Source organism: Endozoicomonas sp. G2_1 (genome assembly GCF_017744155.1).
Lineage (GTDB): Bacteria > Pseudomonadota > Gammaproteobacteria > Enterobacterales > Alteromonadaceae > JAGHQT01.
On record NZ_JAGHQT010000002.1, the window covers coordinates 380,121 to 405,427 of the forward strand.

Consider the following 25,307-nt stretch of genomic DNA (forward strand, 5'->3'; position numbering starts at 1 on the left):
ATGCTAAAAATCTACTTATCCAACTTAAAGAGCGCACTCAACATGCGCTCTTTTTTATTGCGCTTATTGCTGTAAAGAAAAATCAAACTCAACTTGATAGCGAGTCCCACTACTGGCGTTTTTAGACGCCTGATATTGCCACTGCTTTAACGCTTTTCGCGCTGCTATTTGCAATGGTTTACGAGCACTAGTCGACTCAATCACGATATCTGTCACTTCACCGGTGCTATTAACTTGATAGCTAAACACCACTTTACCCTCAAGTTTTTTACTCAGAGATTGCTGGTCATATTGGGGCAATACCTTGCGAATAAGGGTTGGTGCAGCACTGTCTTCAGACCAATGTACACGTGGAATATTGGCGCCGGCGATATCATTAGTCGACACTATAGTGTCAATAGGTTCACTGGTAACACTCTCGCTAGCCTCAGGCTTAATTAAGTTTGGCTGAGTTGGTAATGATGGCTGCGCAGGTAAATCGGGTAATGGCGGTACCACAGGCAAACTGTCTTGCTTAGTGACTCGATTTTGCTTAGCTGTTACTACTTGCATTTGGCTAACTCCAGCCTTCACGTCAGGTGCAACTGAAGGAGGCTTGGCTAAGTAACTCACTAACGCAAAAACACCAAACGATGCCGTAGTCGCACTGCCTAGCAAGGCCAGCGTTTTTAACCAGCCGCCATCTTTGGGTTTAGTCGGCGAGACTTGTTGCTCAAGTTGTGGCGTTGGCGCAACAATACTTTGCTTGCGCGCTTGATACAGCTTAGCTAACTGATCGTCGTGTTCAGCACTCATTGTTTTTTTTCCAAATAACGTTTAATAAAATTACGCGCGTAGCGAAGTCGGCTTTTTACCGTTTCGTGCTCAACGCCAGTCAACAGTGCTATTTCCACTAAACTAAAACCCTCTTGCTGTAAAACAAAGGCCTCCTTTTGATGAAAAGGCAATGACTCCAATAACCGGTTGAAGCGGGCGAGTGTTTGTTCTGAGGCAATGCTATCCAGCAAATTTTCACTAACTATGTGTTCCTGCTCAAGTTGTTCAAATTGCCAGCGGCTTAACTTGCGCAGTTCGTCAATCAAGCTATTTCTCGCAATACTAAACAACCAAGCCTTAACGCTAGGTTGCGAGCCGCTATTGGGATGCTGAGGTTGAAAACAAGCAGCTTTGGTCATTACTTTTAGCCAAGTTGTTTGTAGGACGTCTTTCGCCAATTCAGCGTCAGATTGCGTTAATAAATAGTGGTAAAGATTGTCGTTAAACAGCTCAACAAGAGATGTTAAATAGCTCTGCTGCTGAGTCTCAATATAACGCTGTAATAGTAGCTCAGGAGAGCTACTATTATTAAACCAGCCTTTTATCATTGACGGTAACTTCAAACCTTTTCCTTGAATATTTATTTACGCATCTAATTTAAAGTCTAATTGTACACTTAAATTGTGCTGTTCGACTGGCTTACCATCAACTATTTTAGCGCGATACTTCCATTTTCTCAGCGCTTGTTTCGCTGCCTTGTTAAATGTCCGCTTAGGCTCAGCGTCGACAATAGCAATATTGGTCACTTCACCTAATTTATTGATGTTAAAAGACAAGATCACCCAACCTTCTTTACCGTCACGGGCAGCGTCAATCGGATATTTAGGATCAACCCTGACAATTGGCCTAGCGTCGCCATCAGTCATGGTAAAGCTCGGACCAATGTCATCACCTATGCCTCCGGTTGAAACTCTTGGCACATCAACCGAAAAATCATAATCAGTCCCCGTCGGTTCTACATCAGTAACACTTGGCTTCATTGGCTGCGGTACTGGTGGTTTCTCAGGTAACGACTTCACTCTAGGAATTGCTTTGCTGATATCAGGCGTTTGCGCGATGGTAATCACAGGTGTCGGATCATCAACAATGGTCGGTGACATTTTTTCCGCAACCAGAAATGCCATAAAAGTGAATAGTGCAAAAGTTATTACGCCCGCAAGGCCGGTAACTGGAATGTATTTAGTCATATTTATCCCCTCAGTTAAAAAAATAGTGTCAAGTGAAACGGCCTGTTTCTCACCACTATCGGCGTTCATTCCGGTAACTCACCGCAGTGGTTATTAATAGAAACGCTGCGGATAAAAAAAAGGGGTTAAATAAATTTAAAAAGATTTTTTATTAAAAACTTAGCTGTAAAACACAATGCGCAAAGTCTGTGCACAAACACTAAGCAAGCCCACACAATTCGCGCACCAAAATAGTGCAAAACCCCATAAACAAAATCGTAAAACCAACTTAAGACATTGAAAAACATTGATTTTAAAACCATGGCACAGGGATTGGATTAATTTACGCAAATACTCTAGGAGATATAATAATGAAATTAGTCAGTGCAATTATAAAACCATTTAAGCTTGACGACGTTAGAGAAGCAATTTCAGAAATCGGTGTTGAAGGGTTAACCGTTAGCGAAGTTAAAGGTTTTGGCCGTCAAAAGGGCCACACCGAACTTTATCGCGGCGCCGAATATCAAGTCGATTTCCTACCAAAAGTTAAATTGGAAATCGCCGTTAACGAAGACGTCGTTGAGCGCCTCGTTGAAGCCATTTCTAAAGCGGCCTACACCGGCAAAATCGGCGACGGTAAAATTTTCGTTTACGACCTGCAACAAGCTGTGCGTATTCGTACTGGCGAATTGGACAGCGAAGCTATTTAGTCTCAGAGATAACGCAAAGATAAAAGAATAATAAAATTAGTAAGAGGATTTCCAGATGGAAGAGTTAGCAAAAGTATCAACTAGTGTCACTGAACTCAGGTTCGCCTTAGACACTTTTTATTTCCTGATTTCAGGTGCCCTTGTTATGTGGATGGCGGCGGGCTTTGCCATGCTTGAAGCAGGCTTGGTTCGCTCTAAAAACACCACTGAAATTTTAACCAAGAACATTTGTTTATACGCGATTGCTTGCGTCATGTTCTTATTAGTTGGTTACAACATCATGTATGTTGATAACGCCGAAGGTGGCATTATCCCAAGCTTTGGTAGCTTAATTGGCAGTCAAGCAGCTGATGCTGATCACTCACTAGAGTCTGACTTCTTCTTCCAAGTTGTATTCGTTGCTACGGCAATGTCAATCGTCTCGGGTGCAGTTGCTGAGCGCATGAAATTATGGGCATTTTTAACCTTCACTGTGGTATTAACCGCGTTTATCTACCCTATTGAAGGCTACTGGACATGGGGTGGTGGTTTCTTATCAGAAGCTGGCTTTAGTGATTTCGCAGGTTCAGGCATTGTTCACATGGCCGGTGCTGCCGCAGCGCTTGCTGGTGTCTTATTATTAGGCGCTCGTAAAGGCAAGTACGGTAAGAACGGTGAAGTTCAACCAATTCCTGGTGCTAACATGCCTTTAGCAACCTTAGGTACTTTTATCTTGTGGATGGGTTGGTTTGGTTTTAACGGTGGTTCTCAATTAGCCCTATCAAATACAGAAAATGCAACTGCTGTTGGTCAAATCTTCTTAAACACTAATGCCGCTGCCGCTGCTGGTGCAGTAGCCGCGTTACTATTGAATAAAACATTCTGGGGCAAAGCTGACTTAACCATGATTCTAAACGGTGCATTAGCTGGCTTGGTGGCAATTACTGCTGACCCATTGTCACCATCACCAATTGCTGCTAGCTTAATCGGCGCGGTTGCAGGTGTTATTGTAGTATTCTCAATTGTTGGCTTAGACAAAGTAAAAATTGACGACCCAGTAGGCGCAATTTCAGTTCACGGTGTTGTTGGTTTCTTCGGCGTTATGGTTGTGCCATTAAACAACAGCGATGCAAGCTTCTTAACTCAACTATACGGCTGTGCAGTTATCTTCGCTTGGGTATTTGCAGCAAGCATCATCGTATGGGCTGTATTGAAGAAAACTATGGGTATCCGCGTAAGTGAAGAAGAGGAATACAACGGTGTTGATAAGTCAGACTGTGGTATTGAAGCTTACCCTGAGTTCGTTTCAGTAAAAAGCTAATCACCGCTAAACTTTACTCAGTAAACTAAAACAAAGCCCAGCTAACTATTTAGCTGGGCTTTGTTGCATCTGTCGCAGTAAAAGCTATGAGTCATAATCGCATAAATCCTCGTAGCAGATTGTTGAAAAACCATATAAAATCAAATTAATGACAACAAAATAAAAAGAAAGTTAAGATGGCGAGAGAGCAATTTGGCGTTTGTGCGGAACCCAACCTGCACGGTTACTATTTATTATTCAATGTCATTGACGATAACAATCGTTACATTCGTCAAGCACTCGCAAGTTTACCTGAACTGTTTGACCACTACGCCGACCGTTTCTCGGAATCTAACTTAACCGGTGTCATTGCCATTGGCGCAACCTACTGGGACGAACTCTCACCAAATGGCCGACCAAAAGAGTTAAAACCGTTTTCAGCAATGGCCTGTGATGATCGCTTTGCCCCCGCCATGAGCTACGATTTATACATCGAAATTCGCAGTGATCGCGCTGACGTTAATCACATTGTCAGTGAGAAGGTGTGCTCATTACTCGGCGACAGCGTTGAGTTAATTGAACAAGTGCGTTCATTTCGCTATTTAGACGGGCGCGATTTAACTGGATTTGTCGACGGAACTGAAAACCCGCAAGGTCAGCATCGTCGCAAAGTCGCACTAGTTAGTGATGATCAAGACCAAGCGTTTGCTGCCGGCAGTTATTTACATATTCAACGCTATCGACACAATATGCGCTTGTGGAATACCCTTGAGCAAAAAGAACAAGAAGATACCATTGGCCGAACTAAAATTGATAACATTGAATACGCCAGCGAAGACAAACCCGCGACGGCACATATTAAAAGAGTCAACTTAAAGGATGATGACGGTAATAGTATAGAGATACTGCGCCAAAGTATGCCTTACGGTGACGTTAAGCATCAGGGCTTATTTTTTGTTTCCTACTGCCACTCCGCCAAACCATTCGAGCTAATGCTAAAAGCCATGGTTCACAGTGATGATCACGGTCATTTTGATCACTTACTCAAATACACCCAAGCAGAGACCGGTGCGGCGTTCTTTGCCCCAAGTTTGAACTTTTTAGCCAGTTTGGCCGATAAAGAAACTCACCAAGAAGTGAGTGAAGACAGTAAAGAGCAGGATTAGTACCCTGCTCTTTTACAAACGTTTTAAGAAAGGTTCTTCAAGAACAATAATTCAAGTTTGACGATAGTCTTTTTAATATCTTTGGTATCGGTCGGAGCAATAAAAATAGTGTCATCACCGGCAATGGTACCCAACACGCCGTCTTTCTTGCTCAAACTATCCAGTAAACGAGCAATTAACTGCGCGGCACCTGGACTGGTGCGAATAATGATCATGACATCATTGTGTTCAATATCTAACACCAATTGCTTTAACGGGCTTTTAGCCGTTGGTACACCGAGCTCTGCCGGTAAGCAGTAAACCATTTCTTGACGTGCATTGCGGGTGCGAACAGCGCCGTACTTACTCAACATGCGCGACACTTTTGACTGGCTGATATTGTCAAAACCCTGCGCTTTAAGGGCGTTAACAATATCCCCTTGCGAACCAAACTGTTCCTGTTTCAATAATTCTTTAAAGGCTTGTATCAAAGCTTCTTGTTTTTGTTGTGCTGACATAATCTATGGTTACGCTGTTACTTTAATCTAAGTTACTTATCTAAATTAATTCGATAAGTATTCATTTTATCCATAGTTATTATTCCATAAAACAGCACAGAGCCGTTAATATATTCATTGTTTTTTTCCATTAGATGCGTTAAGTTTTGGCGGCAGATTTTACGTAATTACTCAATTCCGGAGACATTCAAATGAAAGTTGCTGTATTAGGCGCTGCTGGTGGTATCGGCCAAGCGTTATCTTTACTACTTAAAACTCAATTACCAGCTGGCTCTGAACTAGCACTATACGACGTTGCCCCTGTTGTTCCGGGTGTTGCTGTTGACTTATCACACATCCCTACTGCTGTTGACGTAAAAGGTTACGGCGCTGACGACTTAGCTCCTGCTTTATCTGGTGCTGATATTGTTATTATTCCTGCTGGTATGCCACGTAAGCCAGGTATGGACCGCGCTGACTTATTTGCCGTTAACGCTGGTATCGTTAAAACACTTGCTGAAGGCATTGTTGCAAACTGTCCAAAAGCACTTGTTGGTGTTATCACTAACCCTGTTAACGGCACTGTGCCAATTGTTGCTGAAGTATTCAAAAAAGCGGGCACTTACGACAAGAACCGCGTATTCGGTGTAACAACGCTTGATGTGATTCGTTCTGAAGCATTCGTTGCTGAATTAAAAGGCCTAGATGTTAGCCAAGTGAAAGTACCAGTTATCGGTGGTCACTCAGGTACGACTATCTTACCACTACTTTCTCAAGTAGAAGGCGCTAGCTTCACTGACGAAGAAGTTGCGAGTTTAACGCCACGCATCCAAAACGCAGGTACTGAAGTTGTTGAAGCAAAAGCAGGTGGCGGTAGTGCGACGCTTTCTATGGGTCAAGCGGCAGCTCGTTTCTGTTTATCACTTGTTAAAGGCCTTCAAGGTGAAGAAGTGGTTGACTACGCTTACGTTGACATTGAAAACGGTGACGCGCCTTACTTCGCACACCCAGTTCGCCTAGGTAAAGACGGTATCGTTGAAATTTTACCATACGGTGAGTTAAGCGCGTTTGAGCAAAAAGCAAAAGACGACATGCTTGCGACACTTAACAAAGATATCCAAGAAGGTGTTGATTTTATTAACGGCTAACCCCTTAATAACATCAATCATTATAAAATATAAAAGAGGATCGCATTGCGATCCTCTTTTTTATTTAAGGTTTGGGTTTTGAGATTTTTACTTTGAGGTTTTTGTTTTAAAATAGCGCTATATTACGCAAACAGCTCGAAAAAAATGACCACAATTAACCCAAAACCACAACCACCTGCTGACGACGATTGCTGCGGCGGAGGCGCTTGTTGCCCATGCGTATGGGATCACTACTACGCCGAACTAAAAAAATGGCGTATTGCCGAAGCAGCCCGTAAGGAAGCGTTGGCAAAGCAAGAACAAACACCATCAAAATAACTGCCAGTATTGGGTAATAACTTAAAAGCTACTCTGTTCACAACGGTGTCTTAAGCGAACTAAAAATATCATTAGCAATCAGCATATTGTCAAACTCGCTATAAATTACAGCTAATAAAAACACCTTGAACTACCCTAGGTATATACTGAAAAAAGCAGTATCGGATAAAAATCTCGATACTGCTCAATCAACACTAAGATTTCATTAGTTTATTTGACCAGGTTCACATTGTTTCCATCTACTGAATCGGCTGCTGCTTGCCCCCAGCCAGTTTTCGTAAACAAAAGTAATTTCTGGAATTTCTTTAATATTAAAAGAAAAGTGGAAACCTTCACCTTTAATATCGGTGCGCACACATGGAATTGCTCGCATCCAAGTCTTAAATTCTAGCGATTCGCCTTTTTTAATCACTTGTCCCTCTTCTAATCCCTCAAAGTAAGGCGTTAAGTCTTTTAAGCCACCGTTAATATGGCTTACCTTAACGTTTTCTATGGTGTAGTCGCCATCGGTAGCTTCAAGTGACCAACGAATAGCTTGATCGTCTTCAATCGGACGAGTCGTAGGTCTAAAGACATTGCCATATGGCGGCTTGTTCTCATAAGGCAACGGGTACCACAAGCTCTGATCTCGAGAATTTAAGCTGCGTAAGCGCACACCTTTGGCATTGGCAACGTCATCCACTTGTACAACAAAGTCATATGGATCGGCATCTTCAATCAAGTCACTGGCGTAGTAACGGAAGACATATGTACCAGGCTTAGTAAACACTTGACCACGAGCATCAGGACAATCAGCTGCTTTCGCCGATGATGAACTTGTGAAAGTACCGCCTTCAGGGGTAGTCACTAACTCATTTCGAGTGTGCTTAAAGATATCAATTTCATCACCGTCAGGATCAACTACGATTGGGCGGTGCAATAAAGACATACAAGTCAAAATCTGATAGTAATTTTCGCCCGGCTTTAAACGTCCCCAATTGCGCGCCCATACCACAGAACGAATTTCAGGCTTACTGTTTGATAACTTAGCAAAGCCGGTATCTTGCTCATAAGACTTGGCGCGTAAACCGCGATCGTCTTCAACAATCAATCGCGCGGTATATGAGCCCGGAGCATCAGTTAGGACACGTGCTCTGCGCAACTCTCCGCTATTTGGTTCTACGATCGGCTCGATTTTAGCGTTACTGTTATCTGGCTTGTCGACTAATTCCCAATGAAAAGTCATCGGATCATCGTTAGGGTCACGGCTTGAAGCATCAAAAACTAGCGCTTGTCCCAACAATACAGATTTAGCTTGAACATCAACACCGCGAGTAGACGGTTGGCCATTTACTTGCCCGATGCGCGCTGTCATTGTGGCTTCTGAAACCAACTCATTAACACCGTCTGATACCGTCATACGAACTCGATAATCACCAAGCTTATCCAGTTTTTGAATTTTTTTACCCAGCGGAGCCCAACTGCCAATATTAACTAACTGGGCAGAACTGCCTGCTGGCTTCTCTATGAGCTCAGCACTAACAATTTGCAGTGGTTCACCTTCTGGGTCGTAGCCAACAAATTCAAAGTTAGCACGTAAACCCAGCTCTTGTTCACCGATACTATATGAGGGGTAATAACCCGTTGCTACTAGGTTACCTACGGGCAATTGGTTTGTGGTTGCATTGGTGTCTTTTTCAACTTTAACAGTAATTTCCTTTTCGTCACTCTTGCGGTTACCATCGAAGACAAAAAAGGTTAACTTATATTCACCGACCGCTTTCGGGGTAAAACGGGCAATTGATTTTTTTCCGTCAACAAGCTCAGGTACTGGATTTTCGTCTGGCTCAACAGGGCTATGCGTCCACTGCCAACGGTATTGCAACCTCTTACCTTCAGGGTCGCTACTAGCGCTGCCATCGAGCACGGCTTCTTGGCCAAGTTTAATCGTAATATCATCAGCCTTGGCAACCGGTTGTGCGTTACCCGATGCAACCGTTGCTTTGATCTCAACTGGCTGACTCTCTACGTCACCAAATTTAACAACCAGAGCAACTCTATATTCACCTTCAAGATCAATCACTAGGTTTGCTAGTGCCTTATCAGCGTTAGTGATGTGGCCATCGCTATTTTCGGGTTTGTTCGTCAGTGTCCACTGATAAGTGAGTTCACCCGTTTCACCTGTAGGCAATGTACTTTTTCTCGCATCCAAGCTAATCGACTTGGTCCCCAATACAGCACTGTGAACGGTTTCAGTATGAGCAACAGGTACCGGACTAGTCGCCGTGATAGTCACTCGACTAACGTCACTTTTAGCCGTGCCATCGTCAACAATTAAGCTGATAATATATTCACCGGCAACATCAGCAGTGAACTCTGTAGCATTCGTGTTAGCGCTAGTTAGCGCTGCAATACTTAAATCAGGCGCAGCAATTAACTCCCACAAGTAGCTAACATTGCCACCGCGAGGACTCTCACTTTTGCTACCATCAAGGTTTACTTTAACGGCACCATCTTTCAGTGAAAACGTACTTTGCGCAGGTGCTTGTATGTCAATTGAAGCGGTTGGCTTAGGCACTGGTACAGCGTCAGTTGCCGTTACAGTAAAGCGATTAACGGCGCTAGTTTCAACGCCGTCTTTAACCACCAAACTAACGATATAATCACCGGCTACGTCTGCGATAAAACCTGTTGTTTTACCATCAGCACTGGTCAAAGTTGCTTGGCTGTTGTCAGGACGGCTGGCTATTTCCCAAGCATAAGTCATAGTGCCATTATTTGGCGTAGTACTTTTCGAACCATCAAGGGTCACAGTAACTGCACCATCTTTGAGCGAAAAGCTCTTACTCGCCGGAGATTGCATGCTAATACTAGCGGTAGGTTTTGCCGCCGGTGTTTGCGCACTAGAGCCGCCACCGCCACCACAAGCGCTAAGCACAAGTGATAAGGCAAATATGGCCCAAAGGCCAATTATTCGTTTCATAAAGTTCTCCATCTAATTTCTAAAGTGAATGTCTAAAGCGAAGAGTTAAAACTGTAGATTAACGCTCAGCCTTGCTGTGCGGCCTGGAGCCGGTACTAGCCCTAAACTCAAAGCATCGAGGTAATAGCGATCGGTAATGTTGTCGATAGTGAGATCGACAGCAACATCAGGAGTGATTTGATAATTGGCATAGAGATCGAAAACCCGATAATTTTCCCATAACACAGGTCTGTTAAAACCTGGTCTTGCATTGTATTGAGGAATTCTATTGCGCTTACCCATTAAGGTTGCACGCAGACCAAGCTCTAAGATTTGATCGAACAAACGCGCACCTACATGAGCACTAGCGTGCCAATTCGGTGGTATCATGTTATTGAAGTAACTTTGATTTAAGCCCCAGTCAGTGCAGTAATAGCGAACATAACTAGCAACATTACAGACTTCAATATGGCTATATTTTGTGCCTTTAAGCTCGAACAACCAAGTCGTAGCATCGTAACTTAGGTCAAATTCAATACCGCGTAAGTCAAGACTGTCAATATTGCGTAAACGGAAGAAATCTGTTGATGATCTCGGTGTTTCAAAAGCATTCAAGCCGGTGCGAGTCAAATAATCATCAACGTGATTAGCAAAATACGCTGATTTGACTCTAAATTTATCGCTGTCATTGAAGACTTGACTCGCTAAGTAATTAATACCAAATTCGCTGTTCTTAGCGTGCTCAGGTTTCAGAGTAATATCCAACGCAGGACTTACCGACAAACCTGAACTGCTCTCGAATAAACTCGGCATTCTCAACGCTTGAGCGTGACGTAAATAAAACTGTAAGCCAGCCAATGGTTCCCAAGTCACAGTAAACGATGGCGCGCCACCAGATTGGCTATTGCGATAAGTTACTGGCAAACAGCCGCTATTGCCGTCTGATTGACAAGCTGGATGCTCTGGTGTGAGGTCATCGATTGGATTATTGTCTTTAGCACTAAAATGGGTGTAACGCAGGCCTGCAGCGAATGTCCAGTCTTGCCACGGCTGCCAACTTAAATGAGTAAAAGCGCTAAATTCTCTACGCCAACCTCTGCGAGAGCCAGCGTAAAAACCACTATCAGCCTCTGGGGTGTTGTTATCCATATCTTCCCACTGACCAGCAAGACCATAATCAAACTTGAGTTCCCCGATGGGATAAAACAACATAGTATTGGCAATATCAATGCCCCAACGCTGATAGTCGTCAGTGCGGGCGATATTGTCAGCAAGTTCAATTGAACCAACAGACGGCGTGTTTAAATCAGTGATTGCATTGGTGTGCCATAAGTTTATCTTCAGATCAGCCCAATCATACTCGACTGGTTGCCAGCGATAACGAGCGGTATAGGTTTGGTTAAGCACTTCACTGTTAAGCCATTGACGAATTTGTCCAAAGCCGCGAATTTGCGATGGCATCATTTCACCATAGTCGCTATCGTAGCGAATATAACTAAACTCTAAACTTTGATCGTCGGGCAGATAAACACTAGATTTCAGCAATAACGACTCACTGCTAAAGTTGGTATTGGCAACTCGTTCACCAGCACGAAAACGAGCGACACCGTTCAACGTCACTAAAGTTTCAGTGTAAAAAGGCAATTTGATTGGCTCATTAACGTGAACTACTGGCACTGTACCTTTAGTACCTGCATAGTAATTGCCTTGCTCACGTTTGGCATACGCGGCGACAACATCGCCCCAATCAAAGCGTTTAGCCGCGGCAAAACTAGCTGCGTAATCAGAAAACTCAAACAGCGCAGGTCTATCCATGCCCTGCTCTGGTGCAAATCGCTCTGGCATCAGGTAACTTGTTGGACAATCTTGAGCAAAACGGCAATCAGAACGATAGACAACTCGTGACAATTGATTATTTAATCGAACCGCATTTTGATCTGGTGTCAAAGGCGTACCCGGCAGGTGATAGCCGGCATATGTACCCGGCGCTGGTGCTGATGAACTATTGCCTATACCAGAAGCTCTTAGACGAAAGCCCAAGTCTTCGCCGGGTTTAACAATATCAGCGACAGACAATGTATTAACACTAACCAAGCCACCCGTTGCACCCGTGCCTTGAGCTGTCATTACTGGCCCTTTACTAATTTGTAAATTTCCAATCAAGTCAGGATCAATATAGCTGCGACTAGACACTCCTGAGTAACCTCTATAGACAGTCGTTTCTTGACGACTACCATCTATCAATACAGGGACTCTGCCTTGCCCTTGCATACCGCGAATATTGACATCTAAACCGCCTGAATTTCGGTTTTCACTAATTAAAACGCCAGGAATACCTTGAAAAATGTCACCAACACTTGTCCCCCGAAAGCGCTCAATGTTTTCTTGAGTTAACACATTTACTGACGCTGACTCGCGATAGGCTTTGTCTTTTACTTGGTCGCGACGACTTTCAACTTGAATAGTTTCCAATGTTGTAATACTTTGCTGGCCTCTATCTTGAATAAGCCAAGCGTTATCAGCCACTTTCACTGGCAATAAATTGGTACTATTCAGCAGTGAAAACAACATTGCTTCTGCGCTGTAATTGCCATTGTTCGCTGGCACTTTGATACCTTGAACAATTCGCTCTTCATAAGATAAAGTGACGCCCGCTTGGCGCGAATACAAATTGAGTACATCACCAAGCTCACCAGCGGGTAAATCAAATTGAATCAGTAGTTTACTCGCTTGCTCTGCGTACACGGTTATTGTGTTTAATAACAAACACACAAAGATAAAATGAATGACAAATTTAATCGGCTTTATCGCTGCAAAGCGCATTGAGTTCTATCCAGTTTTTGTTGATATACCTATTAAGCCGAACAAAAAACCAAAAGCCGTAAACTAAATGAGAATTATTTTTAATAAAGTTTTTTGTTGAAAAAATGATGTACAACGGTCAAAAGAAAGCGCGTTTGTGTTGATTATTTTTATCGATTAAACGTTTATCTACTCGGGATTATTTCAGTCCACCAACGAGTGAGATATCTAACTTCAGCCTGTGCTGATAAGGCGAGTGTTTTCAAAATAAGATCGGTATCACTAAGTTGGTAAACACCTGAAACAAGGTGCTCAGCTAAACTGGGGGCACAGCGCAAAAAACCCGAACGATAATTCGAGAGTTCAGCTAACAGCGCCGATAAAGGCATATTGCGGACGGAGAAAATTCCATCAACCCAGCTGCTATAGTCAAACATTTTATTGTCGAGCAATTGCACTGAGTGAGCGCCAACGCGATAACTCTGCCCGGCCTTTATATCAAATCTATTTTGGGACAAATGATTAACAGAGACACTACCATCCATAACCTGAACAATGACCTCTTCGTCGTGGTGCCGGACAAAAAAGCTTGCTTGCTGGCTGCTTATTTTGACAAAGGGCAACTGAATACTAAAAGGGCGATGCTCTGCCACCGCATTGAGCTTTAATTCTCCACGACTCAGGTCCAACTGGCGGCTGGACGAACTAAAATTGAGCTTAGCTGCACTATTTTTATTTAGCCAAAGCTCACTGTTGTCTTGTAACAAATAGAACTTTGATGCGCTGTACGCAACGTAGTCAGCGCCCAAATAATCGATAGCTCCTTGCTGATAGGCAATACCTGAAACCACAGCGACCGTCATTGCAGACCTCGCCATAACTTTTAGTGCTTGGCGTCGATTCACAGATCTGTAATCGCTGTCTGTTTTTAATAAAATTGATTGAGCTAAGGTCGGCGCTTGATCAGCAACTTGAGCAAAGGTGCTATCCATCTCCAGCAGTCGTTGCCAAGCGAGTTCGTGATCGGTATGCTGAGCGCGCCAATGATTGCAAGCTTCTACATCAGTGCTCTGCTGTTGGCTCGACGCCAATCGAATATGCCAAGCTATCGCCTGCTGAACAATATTTTCGGGTACTTTTTTTACCGCCATTTTATTTACTCAGGCTATAAGTCGCCATATACCAAGTTGTAACACTGGAACATCGCTTTAGCGACATACTTCTCCACCGATGACAAACTAACGCCAAGTTGCTTGGCCACTTGTCGATAGCTTACGCCCTCTAATCGCACCATTAAAAAAGCCGTTTTTTCTACTGCCCGCAAACTACAGAGCAAATCATCTATTTGTTCGAGTAACGCTAACAACGCCAGTTGGTGTTCAGGTGAAGGTTGTTCTGCTTCGGGCACATTGGCCAGTGCCAACAAATAGTTTTGTTCTAATATTTTTCGACGAGCCTGATCTACCACCAAATTGTTGGCGATTTTAGCAAGCCAAGCTCTCGGGCTTCGAATATTTTCCGTGGTGTTTGGTCTTGCTAACAAACGCATAAAGGTATCTTGAGCCAAGTCCTGCGCATTATCCCAACCGGATGTACGGCCGGCAATCCAACTGACCAGCCACTGATGGTGGTCTTGATAAAGCTTGTCGATATTAATTGATAAGTCGCTATTAGAGGACAAAATGACTTCCTGTGACGCAAGTTGGATTGCTGATGCAAGTTAACGGGCGCAAATATTAAATGATATTCATTCTCATTTAAAGTGATATAGTGAGTGATTTAAGACTAGTTTTTACTTAAAAATAGAAGGTTGATAGCAAAGTCTTATATAAACTGATGTTTTTTATACCCAATAAATTTTTGTTCAAAAAGTACGGGAATCAGACTTTCATTCGTCACTCTTACAAAGGGCATAAAATACGATATTGATATAAGGCCCATACTCCGCTTGCTTTACTGCTAGAAGTTTTTTGACACGACATTTTCTCATAACTCAATCTGCTTAATGATTAAACCGATAAGGACTAAGCGATGAAAACCCGAATTGGCTTGCTATTGTGCTTGCTACAATTGACCTTTTTTCACACCTCTGCCAACGCACAAACAGCTCAGCCACAGAATCATAATAGCGTCACTAGTGCTTTCGCAGGCCATGATTTATCACCTTGGGGCATGTATCAAGCAGCTGACATTGTTGTTAAAAGCGTGATGGTTGGCCTTGTTTTGGCCTCTTTACTTACTTGGACAATATGGCTTTTTAAGGTTGTTCAATTGGCATTTGCTCGTCGTCGAAGTCAGTTGCTACTTGCACAACTCATTGACTGTCAGAGCTTTGCGCAAGTTGAGCGTAAAGCTCAAGAGAGCCTCAAGCCGAGTGGCGACAAGGCGACGCAATCAGCTCAACTTTTAGTAAAGGCTTGTCGCCAAGAATTTAACTTATCAAGACAAGGACAGATCACTGACCACGGCCTTAAAGAGCGAGTTAATGCGCGCTTAGAGCGCGTGCAAAACAGTTTACTCGCTGACATCAACACAGGTACTGGTGTACTAGCAACTATCGGCTCAGTGGCGCCATTTGTCGGCTTATTTGGTACCGTATGGGGCATAATGAACAGCTTTATTGGGATAGCAGAAAGTCAAACCACCAATTTGGCAATCGTAGCGCCAGGTATCGCCGAGGCTCTATTGGCGACCGCATTGGGGTTAGTCGCGGCAATCCCGGCAGTCATCATATACAACTACTTCGCTCGAGCGATTAATAGTTATCGATCGCTATTAACAGATATTTCAACTGCGTTAATGATTACCCTAAGTAGAGATTTGGACCAGCAGCATCGAGAAAGACAAGTGTTAACATCAATTGTCAGTGGTAATAATAGCGTTGTCACTGCCCAAGCTAAGTGTTGACGCAATCATGGCATTTTCACAACAATCTAAAAACAGTGATCAATTAAGCGAACAGCACGAGATTAACGTTACGCCGTTTATAGACGTTATGCTTGTATTATTGATTATATTCATGGTTGCGGCGCCGTTGGCAACTGTCAGTGTGCCTGTTGACCTACCTGGAGTTGATACCGAGCCCGCACTAGAACCCGATCAGCCGGTTTATCTAACCCTGCAACAAGATTTGACCTTAGTGTTGGGCGAAGATCAAACCATATTGTTGGAGCAATTGGCAAAACAATTAGAAAACAATAATATCAATATTGAACGACAGCTGTTCTTGAGGGCTGACCAAGCCGTTTCATACGGTGATTTTATCAAGGTGATGAATGCCCTTGCCAAATCGGGTTACCAAAAAATAGCATTGGTCGGTCTAGCACAGGAAAACTTGGACGCAGGAGCTGAATTAGATACTTTGACAAAGAAAAACTCACAATGAGTATATTTTCTGGTACCGAAAACGCTAAGCAGCGCTCTCAGCAAAGGCCACTATGGTTGGCGGCATTTGCCGGAGCGTTAGTGTTGCATGTACTCATTATTACTGTTTTATACTGGCCAGATAACAATCCACTGACGAGAGCACCGGCAGCCGCTCCCATTTATGTTGAAGTGAGTGTCGTCGCTGCGCCTAAAATGCCAAAATCAGAACAAACAATTGCACCAGCACAACAAGAGTCATCGCCCGCACCACAAAAAAAACATCACAAGCATGAACAAGTTGTCGCTTCATCCAATACAAAACAACTCTTAGCCCCATTATTAGAGAATAAAGCTGAGGTCAATATTCAAGAAACGGTTGACCCAAAAACACCTGATAGCACGATTAAAGATACAAAAACGACAATAGCACAAGAACCAACGCAAGCGCCAACTGAGCACGTGCCAGAGCCCGTCATCGAAATGATAGAAAGTCAACAAAACGCCAACAGCTCAGGCAACAATAGTGGAGAAAAATATGTTGAGACCAGTAGTGCACCAATATCGATAAACAGCGACAATGCAAAGCAAGTAACAGCGCCACAAATAGGTGCGATAAGTCAACAAACTATTGAAGCTATTGCCGATTGGCAAAGCATTTTACTGGCCCATTTAGAACGCAGAAAACGTTATCCAAGCCAAGCAAAAATGAGAGGGCAGCAAGGCTCGCCTTGGGTTAAATTCACCCTTGATCGACAAGGTAAGGTGTTATCGGTTGAACTCCATAAAAGCAGTGGTTTTAACGCATTAGACCGAGAAGTAGTTGCACTGGTAAAGCGCGCACAACCACTGCCTATTCCACCTAAGGACAGCCCAGATAGTGCGTTAACTATCGCGGTACCAGTCGCCTTTTACATTCGTTAAGCATTTGTGCCCAGTTAACCTCTTGTATTAATCAACTGGGCACAAATGATTACGCTAGCGAAATAACTTTTTCGACCAGCTTGTTAATACCTGTCGCTGCTTCGCTAATCGAACCGGCAAGCATATAAGCGGGCGTACTAACAACTTTATGGTGCTCGTCGACGATAAATTCAGTCACTGGGCAATTAACGTGTTGTCCGCCCATGGCAGCAATCGCTTGTGCTGTGCCTTCATCACTGCCAATGGTCCCTTTCACGCCTGTGCCGTAAACAAGCGGTAACATCGCTGGCGCAATACAGATATAACCTGCCGCTTTACCAGCGCTAGCAAAAGCCTGACAAGCGGTCAAAACGTCGTTTTGTACCTGAGCTTGGTCGCCATTAACAGCGAAATCAGACAAGTTTTTGGCCGCGCCAAAACCACCCGGTAAAATCAGTGCATCAAAATCATCAACCGCTAGTTCAGTAATTGCTTTAATCTCACCGCGAGCAATACGAGCTGATTCAACCAAAACATTGCGCGTTTGATCTTCAGCAACCTCGCCAGACAGGTGATTAACCACATGTAGTTGCTCAACATCTGGGGCAAAGCATTGATACTGGGCACCATTTTGTTCAATCGCGAGTAATGTCAGCACCGCTTCGTGAATCTCACTGCCGTCAAAAACGCCACAACCACTTAAAATTACTGCCACTTTTTTCATACACTGATTCCTTAATTAGCCAACAAATTTTTCTGCTGGCTCTATAGTATTAAAAAGTCACTTTAATTCCTATCGAAGGAAACACTTCAAAACCATTTTCTCCTGTCACTCTATAGTTATCGACACTATCGTTATCATCTGGCTCGTAGTAATAACCAGAGATATTAGCGCTATCGGTGGCGTTTAATATGGCAAAAGTGAGCTCTGTGTCTAGGCCCCAGAATTTTCTCTTGTAATTAGCCTGAACGTCTAATCGAGAATAAGTTGGCAGTGTTCCTGAATTAAGCGCGCCATAAACCGGTAAAAAGTTATCTGGGTGATTGGGGTTAACTCGAATTCCGGTAATTGGGGTATAACGCTGACCACTGCGCACTGACCAACGCAAACCAAAGTCCCAGCGTTCGTTTAACTGATAATTGACAACCAAATTAGCTAAGAGCGGTGTATCTAAAAAATATTCAGTTGTTTTGCCAGTAATATCATCGGTTCTATCACTTTTGGACCAACTCACCGAGAGCCAGCCGTACCAACCGTCTTGCTGTTCGCGTTTAAGTACCCACTCGGTTCCGTAGGCACTGCCTGATAAATCATTAGTAAATAAGGGCTGATTGTTTCCTTGTTGATTCTCAGCTACTCGCGCCAAATCGCTAAGGTCTTTGTAATACACCTCTACTTTAGTATTCCACAAATCGCTCAGTTGATAGTCAGCGCCAAGCACATAATGAGTCGCTTTGGGCGCTTTTAGTTTAGGATTACCAATTTTAGTAAAGGTATTGAGAATATTGGGTAAACGGCTATAGGTCCCTGCTTTTGCTGTTAAGGTTAAATTATCAGTAGCTAACCAGGTCAGCTGTGCTCTAGGGTGGATAAAACTCTGCTTTGTCGAGTCTTGACGCTCAGCTCTAAAACCCAACTCTAACTGCCAGTCTTGATTAATACGCCATAAGTTTTTTGCAAAAACCGCCGATGTGCCCCTTGATAATTTGCCGCGATCTTGAGTGCGTAAACCGCGCTGGCTTTGGCAATCCTCCGTGTGTTCAGTACAAAAGTATGGAATGGTGTCGTATTGGTAATCGTAATCTATATTTTGCCAATCTGCACCAACAAAAAACCGATGATCCGTCAGCCAATCTTGTCCATATTGGAGGCGCAGATTAACCTCCTGATCTTCTAAATTTAAAAACTGGCCGGTACCGTATTTCTCTTTGCGCTGCCCTTGACTGTGACCAAGCACCACTTTCAATGCACTATTGTGATCACCAAAATACTGCCATGATAGCGATTGGCTATTAAACTTGTTGTTAAAACTGGTTTCACCAATATTGTCAGGATCAATTCGCCCCTCTTCAGAGGCGGCCGATAAATTAATCGCACCTAAATCACTGGCACCGGCAACGGTCACTGTAAGTTTTTGATCATCGCCAATCAACCACTGATACTTACCTTGATAGTCATCACTAATTGGGTGCTTGAGGATTTTCAAACCATCTTCTTCTTCATCCTCCTCTAAAAACAAGTGGATTAAACTGCGGCGATAAGAAAAGTAAAATGCTTGATTTTCAGAAATACCTCCTTCGACAAAGAAACCAGTTTTAATCATGCTCGCTTCAAGAGTTGTTTGGATATCTTTATTTTTCGGGTCCCTGAGCTGAACGTCAAAGATGCCACCAGTCGCATTGCCGTATTCACTGCCAAAAGCTGCCGCCTTTAAATCAAAATCCCGAATGACATTTTCATTAAAAATACTGTCGCCGAATAAATGAAAAATATAATTGACGGGAATATCGTCAACGTAAAAAGCGTTGTCATCTGGCGATGATCCTCTCACTGCGGGTTGACCGCCATCGTCACCTCCGGCATATACAACCCCCGGCAAACTGTAAACCGCTGCTAAGGGATCACTAGCGATGCCAGCGACATTGAGCAGCTCTTTCGTGGTTTGACTCACTTCGGTATAGGGTTGGTTTTTGCGACCGTGCACTTCAATGACTTCGTCAGCAACTGATGGCGTATCGCTACTTGTATTTTCTTGTTGTCCGTTAGCTATGCTAATAGTAGCGATATAAGTGAAGAGACAAAGGTTAATCTTTCGGCAAATAAAGGTGCTTTTTGGCATTTTTGATGATGTCCTGTCGAAAATGAAAATTATTAAAACCAGCGATTGTGGTAGGCGTAGCTGCCAAACAAAGCGATTGCTTTCGCCTTACTGGCCTGATCGTGATCTAGCTTCATCCGACTAAACTGCTGATAACCATATTGAAAGGTCATCGACTCTCGCTTCGGTTGAAGAATAGTGACTTGTTGGCTGTTGCCTAAAGGGCTCATGTAGGCAAAATTTTTGTCGTACTGCATAACCGCCCGTTGCTTATCAACAGGGACTTGTTGGGTTAAATCATGGCCAATCATTGGCGTATAGCCACTAGTACCGAGTAATGACAACAACGTAGGCGCAATATCAATTTGGCTGACTAAACGATCGTCAACTCTTGGTTCAATGCCCTGTCCAAAAATAACGCCGGGAATTTTAAAGTGCTCAATAGGAACTAAGCTAGCACCTGCGACTCGCGAGTCGTGATCGGCGATAACAATAAAAACAGTATTTTGCCAATATTCAGAATTCTTGGCCTGTTCAATAAATTGTCCCAGTGCAAAGTCAGCATATTTAGCCGCGTTGTTACGCGTGTGTTTTTCTTGGTCATACAAGCTAATGGTATTGTCGGGAAACTCATAAGGTGAATGGTTTGAGCTGGTGAACACCAAGCTAAAAAACGGCTGTTTTTGTTGAGCCAATTGGCTGAACTCGAGGTGAGCTTGGTCGAATAAATCTTGATCAGATGCGCCCCATGAACCAACGAAATCAGCTTTGGCAAACTCAGGTAAGTCAACGATATCGTTAAAGCCGTTACCTAAGAAAAAGCTTTTCATATTGTCAAAATGACTTTCGCCACCATAGATAAACTGGTTGTGATAACCATGCTTTTTCAAAAAGCTGGCGAGAGTAAAAAAATTGTGTTGAGACTTATCCAGCTTAACCACTGATCTTGCTGGTGTTGGCGTAAAACCAGCGATTACGGCTTCAATGCCACGCACAGAGCGGGTACCTGTGGCATATAAGTTGGTAAAGTTCCAACCTTCTCGCATTAATTTATCTAAGTTTGGCGTTAATGGCAGTCCCCCCAAGCCACCAACATAACGAGAACCTAGGCTTTCTTGTAAGATAATCACCAAGTTTCTCGGCTTGCCTTGATAACTGGCTGACAAATAGTGGTTAGTGGGAAAGTCATCATGACTAAATTCAGACAGTGGCGTGATAGTGGTCTGTTTAACGGTGTTTATTACCTGTTCAATCGGCATCGCGCCGTAATAGTGCTCACTCGATTTTTCATGTGCCATTTGTTTAATGGCAAAGCTCACTGAGTAACTCGAATTCAGCACTAAATCATTGAGTAAATGATCGGTAGAAAAAGACACCATTGCCGGGTTCATAGGGCGGTGTCCAAAAGACGATCGAGCACCAATACACATAGCAACCATCAATGCCGCAACCACCAACAGTTTGAGGCATATATTTAACCTATTGGTTTGTCCCCAATGACGTTTAAATAACTTAATACCAACGCCTGCAGTAGCTATAAGTGCCAAGGTACTCAGTGCTATTTCAAGCTTATAGCCCGTCCATAGCATAGAAAAAACTTGCTTGGGGTAAATCAGGTATTCAATAAACAATCGATTGGGACGCAAATCGTATTCATTGATAAAAGTCGGGGTTAGTACCTCCAGATAGACTAGAGTGGCTAGCATGGTGACCAACCATACTTTACAGAACCAGTAGGTGAATTTTGTGCCTTTACCTATTAGCCAACTGATGCTGCTGATCAGAACAGGTATTGCCAACAAATAAGCTAAGCTTGAAATATCAACGCGAATACCTTGTGTAATCATGTACAACCAAACATCACTATCAATGCGTTCACTTTGCCAAGCCATCAAAGCAAGACGAGAACTAGAGAGCACAACTAAACCAGCAAAGAAAAACACCAACAACGGCCAAATTGGCCCTAAGGATTGTCCACAAGACAACAACCAAGATCTTGTTATCTGGCTGATTTTGAGCGTCTTTTGTTTAGAGTAAATAGGCGTTATTACTAAGCTGTCCATAGCACTGCTCCCCAAACAATCACCGCCATAACTAGGCTGAGAAATACGGCTGCTGAGCCCAAATCTTTAGCTAAACCTGACAACGGGTGACGCTCTAAACCAACGCGATCAACAACCACTTCAATCGCGGTATTAACAATCTCTGCAAACAAAACAAACAGCAAAGTGCTGATCAGCAATACCTGCTCTAACACGCCAAGCCCTATACTGAAACTCAGCACAACTAGCCCAATACAAAACACTAATTCTTGCTTGAAGGCTGCTTCGTTTTTACTCAGCCAAACAAAGCCTTTACCGGTATTCACAAACGCAAAAAAGATTCGCTTGATGCCTTTGGGTTTATCTCGATAGTCTTTTTTCATCACAACACCTAAAATGTACTAAGTGACGAAATACTAACGAGCTACAAAACTGGCATTGTTAGAAAAGGTGTGTTGATAAGTAGGCGAAATTTATGTGATTTGTAGCACTTTTCAATAAAAGGCTACATTTGAAAACAAGCACATACATAAAACTAAATAGATAAAAAACGCGATAGATTACCAATAGGTTCGAGCTTCCACTAAACAAACAGCGGCTTAAACAATTTTCCAAGCCACTAAGCAAGCAACACTTGCTTAGAGCTGATAAAAAAACGCAGATAACTTGTTACCTGCGCCTTCTTAATCTAGCAAACCGTATTTGTTACCGCGCCATCTTCCAACGGGTAATTTCAGCTGGCGTCATAATATGAATGCTCTCGGCGGGTGCCGCGTTCAAGGTAAAGAAATAAAACTCTGTTGGTTCTGCTAACTTAATATGCTGATAAAACTCAATGTATGGTTTGTGTTCAGCATGGTCGCGAGGTAATTGCGCAGCAATGGTACCGTCGTCAGTGCCCCATGAGTGAACACCAAGACGAGCGCCGCTGGCGATGGTTCGACGCTTGCCAGCAAGAAAAAAGTCGACACCACCGGAGGCAATATCGCTATTGGCCAATAACTCAGTATTTAAGCCTTTATCGTAAACGAGTCTAGCTGCTCGTAAATTGCTGTCATCGTCAACTGAACCTGGAACATTTCTTAGCACAATCGTTTTTACGGCCGGATACTTATCGGTTAATTCAGTGACTTTTGCGACAATGCGCGATCCTATTGAGCCATACATTTCCGCTTTGTTCTGATTGATAATAAAACATGCACTACCATTGTCACTGTCTTGTGCCTGACGACATGCCGTTTCTGAACTGGCGCCAATAACGCCAGTTATTGGGGTTGGCGTAGGTGCAGGTGTTTGCCCTGTCACACTGTTTTGAATGGTAAACTGAGTGGAGTTGTAAACACCGTCAGGTAGTGTTGTCGGTAACAAATACGCTTGATTGGTTAAAATAGCATAAACCCTTGGATCACCTAATCGGACTTTTTCACGGGTGTTTAAACGCCATTCATTTTGAATTTCTGCTAAGCGACCATTAAATTCTTGACCGCCCAATATTGAGGTTAATGCCCAATACGTGTATTCAGTCACCATACAACTGTAGTCACAGGTTTTGTCGTCGTAAGTATACCAGGCGCCTTCGGGATATTGCGCTGGCACCTGTTGAAAGCGACCACCGCGGGCAATATCCATAGCATCAGCGATAGTTGAATCGACTTTTTCAGCGAAAATTTCAGGGTAAACAGTGGAATAGCCGACATGAGTAATTAAGTGCAAAACTTCTTCTAAACTGCCATCAAATTGGCCATTAGCCGCACCATTGGGGTGTGTTTCACTGGCCTGTAAATCTTGAAAGCGATCGGGGTCTTGTACATTGTTAAGTGCGCTGGTCAGTGAGTTGAGTTCGGTTTCGTCGCGCGCCATAATCAAGGTTGCTTTGCGCTTAGCCAACTGTTCAACGACTTGCTGATTCTCGGCAACACCATCGTCGTTATTATCTAAATACTCTGCCATAATCTTTGCCGCGTGCAGTAACTTTGCATCCGGTACTTGTGTTGTCGCTCTCAGTTTAACGCCAAAAACAGAGGTAAATTTGGGAAATGCTTTTTCAACCGCAGATACTGGGGCTGGTGTCGGCGTTGGCGTTGGAGTTGGCGTAGGGCTTGGCGCTGGTGCTGGGCTTGGCGCTGGACTTGGTGTTGGCGTCGGAGTACTGCTACTGCCGCCACAAGCGGCTAAAGTTAAACTAATAGCAGCGGCAATCAAGGTTGTTGATAATTGATTTGGGCTTAACATCTTTACTCATTCCTAATGAAACTAATTGTGAACGAGTATAAGTACCTTGATTAAAAAGTATTTTAGTGAAGTGTTAGGCTTTTGTTATCCAATTTGTAATCCCTAGTGTTAGTTTGTTTCAAGCGCTCGATAACAATTAAACAAGGCCTCGGTCAGCTTGTGTTTAGGTGCGAGGTAGATCAATGGTGTTTTACTTTGATGTGACTCGCGCATTTTTACCGATTGAGGAATATACTCTGCAATAACTGGATAGCCCTCTGCGATGAGTTCATCAATGATTTTACCCGGTAACTTGGCGTTACTCATATATTGATTGGCTACAATGCCCTCAATAGTCAAGTTTTCGTTGTGGTCTTCTTGAATTTCGAATATTTGCTGTTGCAAGCTGTAAAGTCCTTGCCGAGCAAAATCATCGCAATCAATCGGAATCAAGCAACTATCAGCGCCAATCAATGCCGACAAACTGTAAAAATTTAGTGCTGGCGGTGTATCGATATAAATACGATCAAAGTGTTCGCGCAAGCTTTCAAGGGCATCGCGCAACTTATAAATTTTGTGACGACTGTCGAGTTCGCTTTCAAGCTCTTTGATCCGTTCAGAGCCTCGAATGATATAGAGGTTGTCAAATTGCGTTGGCTGGCAATAATCAATAGCTGGCCGCTTGCGCAAATGAAAAGTAATTTGCTGTTCAAATAGCGCGGCAATTGAGTCTTCTTCGCTAATAGCTAATGCCGATAAATACGCACTCGTATTACATTGCGTATCCAGGTCTAAGATTAGGGTTTTCAAGCCTTGAGCAGCAGAAATTGCCGCCAAATTGACCACCAAACTCGATTTTCCGACGCCACCTTTTTTGTTAAACAACACTCGAATCATAATTTTTACACCAGCTTGTCGCAACTTAGCTTGACTAATCATTGTATTAGAAGCGTTATCTTACTGAAGAATACAAACGCCCACCTATAAACGTAAGTAATAGCGAAAATAGATTTGCAAAATAAACATAAGACTACATTCCGCCAACATTTAGCCAATAGAAACACCTTAGCAAGCCCCATATGATAGCCAGAGAAAAAAGATTAGGTGTAAAAGTTTAACCAAACACCTTTAAAACAAACAAATAGCA

The 25,307-nt window shown here is 43.3% G+C and carries 22 protein-coding genes; 8 read left to right on the forward strand and 14 right to left on the reverse strand.

Going from position 1 to position 25,307, the window contains the following annotated elements; genetic code table 11:
* Positions 1-63: 63 nt before the first annotated feature.
* Genes J7384_RS04765 through J7384_RS04775 form a run of 3 tightly spaced genes read right to left on the reverse strand, consistent with a single transcriptional unit; the run spans position 64 to position 2,003 of the window.
* On the reverse strand, positions 64-795 hold the full coding sequence (locus J7384_RS04765; RefSeq protein WP_209111725.1) for a TonB family protein: 732 nt from the start codon (positions 793-795) through the stop codon (positions 64-66).
* Complete coding sequence (locus tag J7384_RS04770; protein ID WP_209111726.1) at positions 792-1,379, reverse strand: sigma-70 family RNA polymerase sigma factor; 588 nt, start codon at positions 1,377-1,379, stop codon at positions 792-794. The genes J7384_RS04765 and J7384_RS04770 overlap by 4 nt, the downstream gene beginning before the upstream one ends.
* A gap of 21 nt (positions 1,380-1,400) precedes the next feature.
* Entirely contained in the window at positions 1,401-2,003 is a 603-nt protein-coding gene (locus tag J7384_RS04775; RefSeq protein ID WP_209111727.1) for an energy transducer TonB, read from the reverse strand.
* A gap of 350 nt (positions 2,004-2,353) precedes the next feature.
* On the opposite strand from J7384_RS04775, the gene glnK reads away from it, so the two are divergent.
* The 3 genes from glnK (at position 2,354) to J7384_RS04790 (ending at position 5,137) form a co-directional block, all read left to right on the forward strand.
* Entirely contained in the window at positions 2,354-2,692 is a 339-nt protein-coding gene (gene glnK, locus J7384_RS04780; protein WP_209111728.1) for a P-II family nitrogen regulator, read from the forward strand.
* A gap of 55 nt (positions 2,693-2,747) precedes the next feature.
* Entirely contained in the window at positions 2,748-3,992 is a 1,245-nt protein-coding gene (locus J7384_RS04785) for an ammonium transporter (protein WP_209111729.1), read from the forward strand.
* A gap of 176 nt (positions 3,993-4,168) precedes the next feature.
* On the forward strand, positions 4,169-5,137 hold the full coding sequence (locus J7384_RS04790; protein ID WP_209111730.1) for a Dyp-type peroxidase: 969 nt from the start codon (positions 4,169-4,171) through the stop codon (positions 5,135-5,137).
* A 23-nt stretch (positions 5,138-5,160) separates the two neighbouring features.
* On the opposite strand, the gene argR is transcribed toward J7384_RS04790, so the two are convergent.
* Positions 5,161-5,634 (reverse strand): transcriptional regulator ArgR, encoded by a 474-nt coding sequence (argR, locus tag J7384_RS04795; protein ID WP_209111731.1) that lies wholly within the window; start codon positions 5,632-5,634, stop codon positions 5,161-5,163.
* A 191-nt stretch (positions 5,635-5,825) separates the two neighbouring features.
* Here argR and mdh point away from each other — a divergent pair, with 191 nt between their 5' ends.
* The gene (gene mdh / locus J7384_RS04800; RefSeq protein WP_209111732.1) at positions 5,826-6,761 is read left to right on the forward strand and encodes a malate dehydrogenase; all 936 of its coding nucleotides are present in this window, start codon (positions 5,826-5,828) and stop codon (positions 6,759-6,761) included.
* Positions 6,762-6,905: 144 nt separating this feature from the next.
* A complete protein-coding gene (locus J7384_RS04805) occupies positions 6,906-7,079 on the forward strand; it encodes an oxidoreductase-like domain-containing protein (RefSeq protein ID WP_209111733.1) in 174 nt (57 codons plus the stop codon).
* A gap of 205 nt (positions 7,080-7,284) precedes the next feature.
* On the opposite strand, the gene J7384_RS04810 is transcribed toward J7384_RS04805, so the two are convergent.
* The 4 genes from J7384_RS04810 to J7384_RS04825 form a co-directional block, all read right to left on the reverse strand.
* Positions 7,285-10,041 carry a hypothetical protein gene (locus J7384_RS04810; RefSeq protein WP_209111734.1) on the reverse strand — a complete coding sequence of 919 codons (2,757 nt, stop codon included), beginning with the start codon at positions 10,039-10,041 and terminating at the stop codon, positions 7,285-7,287.
* Between the two features lie 45 nt (positions 10,042-10,086).
* Positions 10,087-12,843: a TonB-dependent receptor gene (locus J7384_RS04815; protein WP_209111735.1), complete on the reverse strand. Its 2,757-nt coding sequence runs from the start codon at positions 12,841-12,843 to the stop codon at positions 10,087-10,089.
* A 164-nt stretch (positions 12,844-13,007) separates the two neighbouring features.
* Positions 13,008-13,973, reverse strand: a complete 966-nt coding sequence (locus tag J7384_RS04820) for a FecR domain-containing protein (RefSeq protein ID WP_209111736.1) — start codon at positions 13,971-13,973, stop codon at positions 13,008-13,010.
* A 14-nt stretch (positions 13,974-13,987) separates the two neighbouring features.
* Complete coding sequence (locus tag J7384_RS04825) at positions 13,988-14,503, reverse strand: sigma-70 family RNA polymerase sigma factor (RefSeq protein WP_209111737.1); 516 nt, start codon at positions 14,501-14,503, stop codon at positions 13,988-13,990.
* Between the two features lie 350 nt (positions 14,504-14,853).
* On the opposite strand from J7384_RS04825, the gene exbB reads away from it, so the two are divergent.
* The 3 genes from exbB to J7384_RS04840 are packed head-to-tail and all read left to right on the forward strand — an operon-like array spanning position 14,854 to position 17,109.
* On the forward strand, positions 14,854-15,729 hold the full coding sequence (gene exbB / locus J7384_RS04830) for a tonB-system energizer ExbB (protein ID WP_209111738.1): 876 nt from the start codon (positions 14,854-14,856) through the stop codon (positions 15,727-15,729).
* Between the two features lie 7 nt (positions 15,730-15,736).
* On the forward strand, positions 15,737-16,207 hold the full coding sequence (locus J7384_RS04835) for a biopolymer transporter ExbD (RefSeq protein ID WP_209111739.1): 471 nt from the start codon (positions 15,737-15,739) through the stop codon (positions 16,205-16,207).
* Complete coding sequence (locus J7384_RS04840; RefSeq protein ID WP_209111740.1) at positions 16,204-17,109, forward strand: energy transducer TonB; 906 nt, start codon at positions 16,204-16,206, stop codon at positions 17,107-17,109. Before J7384_RS04835 ends, J7384_RS04840 begins: the two co-directional genes overlap by 4 nt.
* Before the next feature lie 49 nt (positions 17,110-17,158).
* Here the strand turns inward: J7384_RS04840 and elbB are convergent, their stop codons facing one another.
* The 6 genes from elbB to J7384_RS04870 form a co-directional block, all read right to left on the reverse strand.
* Positions 17,159-17,812: an isoprenoid biosynthesis glyoxalase ElbB gene (gene elbB, locus J7384_RS04845; RefSeq protein WP_209111741.1), complete on the reverse strand. Its 654-nt coding sequence runs from the start codon at positions 17,810-17,812 to the stop codon at positions 17,159-17,161.
* 49 nt (positions 17,813-17,861) lie between these two features.
* The gene (locus J7384_RS04850) at positions 17,862-19,928 is read right to left on the reverse strand and encodes a TonB-dependent receptor (protein ID WP_209111742.1); all 2,067 of its coding nucleotides are present in this window, start codon (positions 19,926-19,928) and stop codon (positions 17,862-17,864) included.
* A 32-nt stretch (positions 19,929-19,960) separates the two neighbouring features.
* Positions 19,961-21,970 (reverse strand): LTA synthase family protein, encoded by a 2,010-nt coding sequence (locus tag J7384_RS04855; RefSeq protein ID WP_247741623.1) that lies wholly within the window; start codon positions 21,968-21,970, stop codon positions 19,961-19,963.
* A complete protein-coding gene (locus J7384_RS04860; RefSeq protein WP_209111743.1) occupies positions 21,958-22,332 on the reverse strand; it encodes a diacylglycerol kinase in 375 nt (124 codons plus the stop codon). The genes J7384_RS04855 and J7384_RS04860 overlap by 13 nt, the downstream gene beginning before the upstream one ends.
* Before the next feature lie 322 nt (positions 22,333-22,654).
* The gene (locus J7384_RS04865) at positions 22,655-24,181 is read right to left on the reverse strand and encodes a hypothetical protein (RefSeq protein WP_209111744.1); all 1,527 of its coding nucleotides are present in this window, start codon (positions 24,179-24,181) and stop codon (positions 22,655-22,657) included.
* 108 nt (positions 24,182-24,289) lie between these two features.
* A complete protein-coding gene (locus J7384_RS04870) occupies positions 24,290-25,057 on the reverse strand; it encodes a ParA family protein (RefSeq protein ID WP_209111833.1) in 768 nt (255 codons plus the stop codon).
* Positions 25,058-25,307: the final 250 nt, after the last annotated feature.

Excerpts from the sequence above, each read along its gene's own strand:
- J7384_RS04765 (WP_209111725.1), bottom strand. The coding sequence starts at position 795 with ATGAGTGCTGAACACGACGATCAGTTAGCTAAGCTGTATCAAGCGCGC.
- J7384_RS04775 (WP_209111727.1), bottom strand. The coding sequence starts at position 2,003 with ATGACTAAATACATTCCAGTTACCGGCCTTGCGGGCGTAATAACTTTT.
- glnK (WP_209111728.1), top strand. The coding sequence starts at position 2,354 with ATGAAATTAGTCAGTGCAATTATAAAACCATTTAAGCTTGACGACGTT.
- J7384_RS04785 (WP_209111729.1), top strand. The coding sequence starts at position 2,748 with ATGGAAGAGTTAGCAAAAGTATCAACTAGTGTCACTGAACTCAGGTTC.
- J7384_RS04790 (WP_209111730.1), top strand. The coding sequence starts at position 4,169 with ATGGCGAGAGAGCAATTTGGCGTTTGTGCGGAACCCAACCTGCACGGT.
- argR (WP_209111731.1), bottom strand. The coding sequence starts at position 5,634 with ATGTCAGCACAACAAAAACAAGAAGCTTTGATACAAGCCTTTAAAGAA.
- mdh (WP_209111732.1), top strand. The coding sequence starts at position 5,826 with ATGAAAGTTGCTGTATTAGGCGCTGCTGGTGGTATCGGCCAAGCGTTA.
- J7384_RS04805 (WP_209111733.1), top strand. The coding sequence starts at position 6,906 with ATGACCACAATTAACCCAAAACCACAACCACCTGCTGACGACGATTGC.
- J7384_RS04810 (WP_209111734.1), bottom strand. The coding sequence starts at position 10,041 with ATGAAACGAATAATTGGCCTTTGGGCCATATTTGCCTTATCACTTGTG.
- J7384_RS04815 (WP_209111735.1), bottom strand. The coding sequence starts at position 12,843 with ATGCGCTTTGCAGCGATAAAGCCGATTAAATTTGTCATTCATTTTATC.
- J7384_RS04820 (WP_209111736.1), bottom strand. The coding sequence starts at position 13,973 with ATGGCGGTAAAAAAAGTACCCGAAAATATTGTTCAGCAGGCGATAGCT.
- exbB (WP_209111738.1), top strand. The coding sequence starts at position 14,854 with ATGAAAACCCGAATTGGCTTGCTATTGTGCTTGCTACAATTGACCTTT.
- J7384_RS04835 (WP_209111739.1), top strand. The coding sequence starts at position 15,737 with ATGGCATTTTCACAACAATCTAAAAACAGTGATCAATTAAGCGAACAG.
- J7384_RS04840 (WP_209111740.1), top strand. The coding sequence starts at position 16,204 with ATGAGTATATTTTCTGGTACCGAAAACGCTAAGCAGCGCTCTCAGCAA.
- elbB (WP_209111741.1), bottom strand. The coding sequence starts at position 17,812 with ATGAAAAAAGTGGCAGTAATTTTAAGTGGTTGTGGCGTTTTTGACGGC.
- J7384_RS04850 (WP_209111742.1), bottom strand. The coding sequence starts at position 19,928 with ATGCCAAAAAGCACCTTTATTTGCCGAAAGATTAACCTTTGTCTCTTC.
- J7384_RS04855 (WP_247741623.1), bottom strand. The coding sequence starts at position 21,970 with ATGGACAGCTTAGTAATAACGCCTATTTACTCTAAACAAAAGACGCTC.
- J7384_RS04860 (WP_209111743.1), bottom strand. The coding sequence starts at position 22,332 with ATGAAAAAAGACTATCGAGATAAACCCAAAGGCATCAAGCGAATCTTT.
- J7384_RS04865 (WP_209111744.1), bottom strand. The coding sequence starts at position 24,181 with ATGTTAAGCCCAAATCAATTATCAACAACCTTGATTGCCGCTGCTATT.
- J7384_RS04870 (WP_209111833.1), bottom strand. The coding sequence starts at position 25,057 with ATGATTCGAGTGTTGTTTAACAAAAAAGGTGGCGTCGGAAAATCGAGT.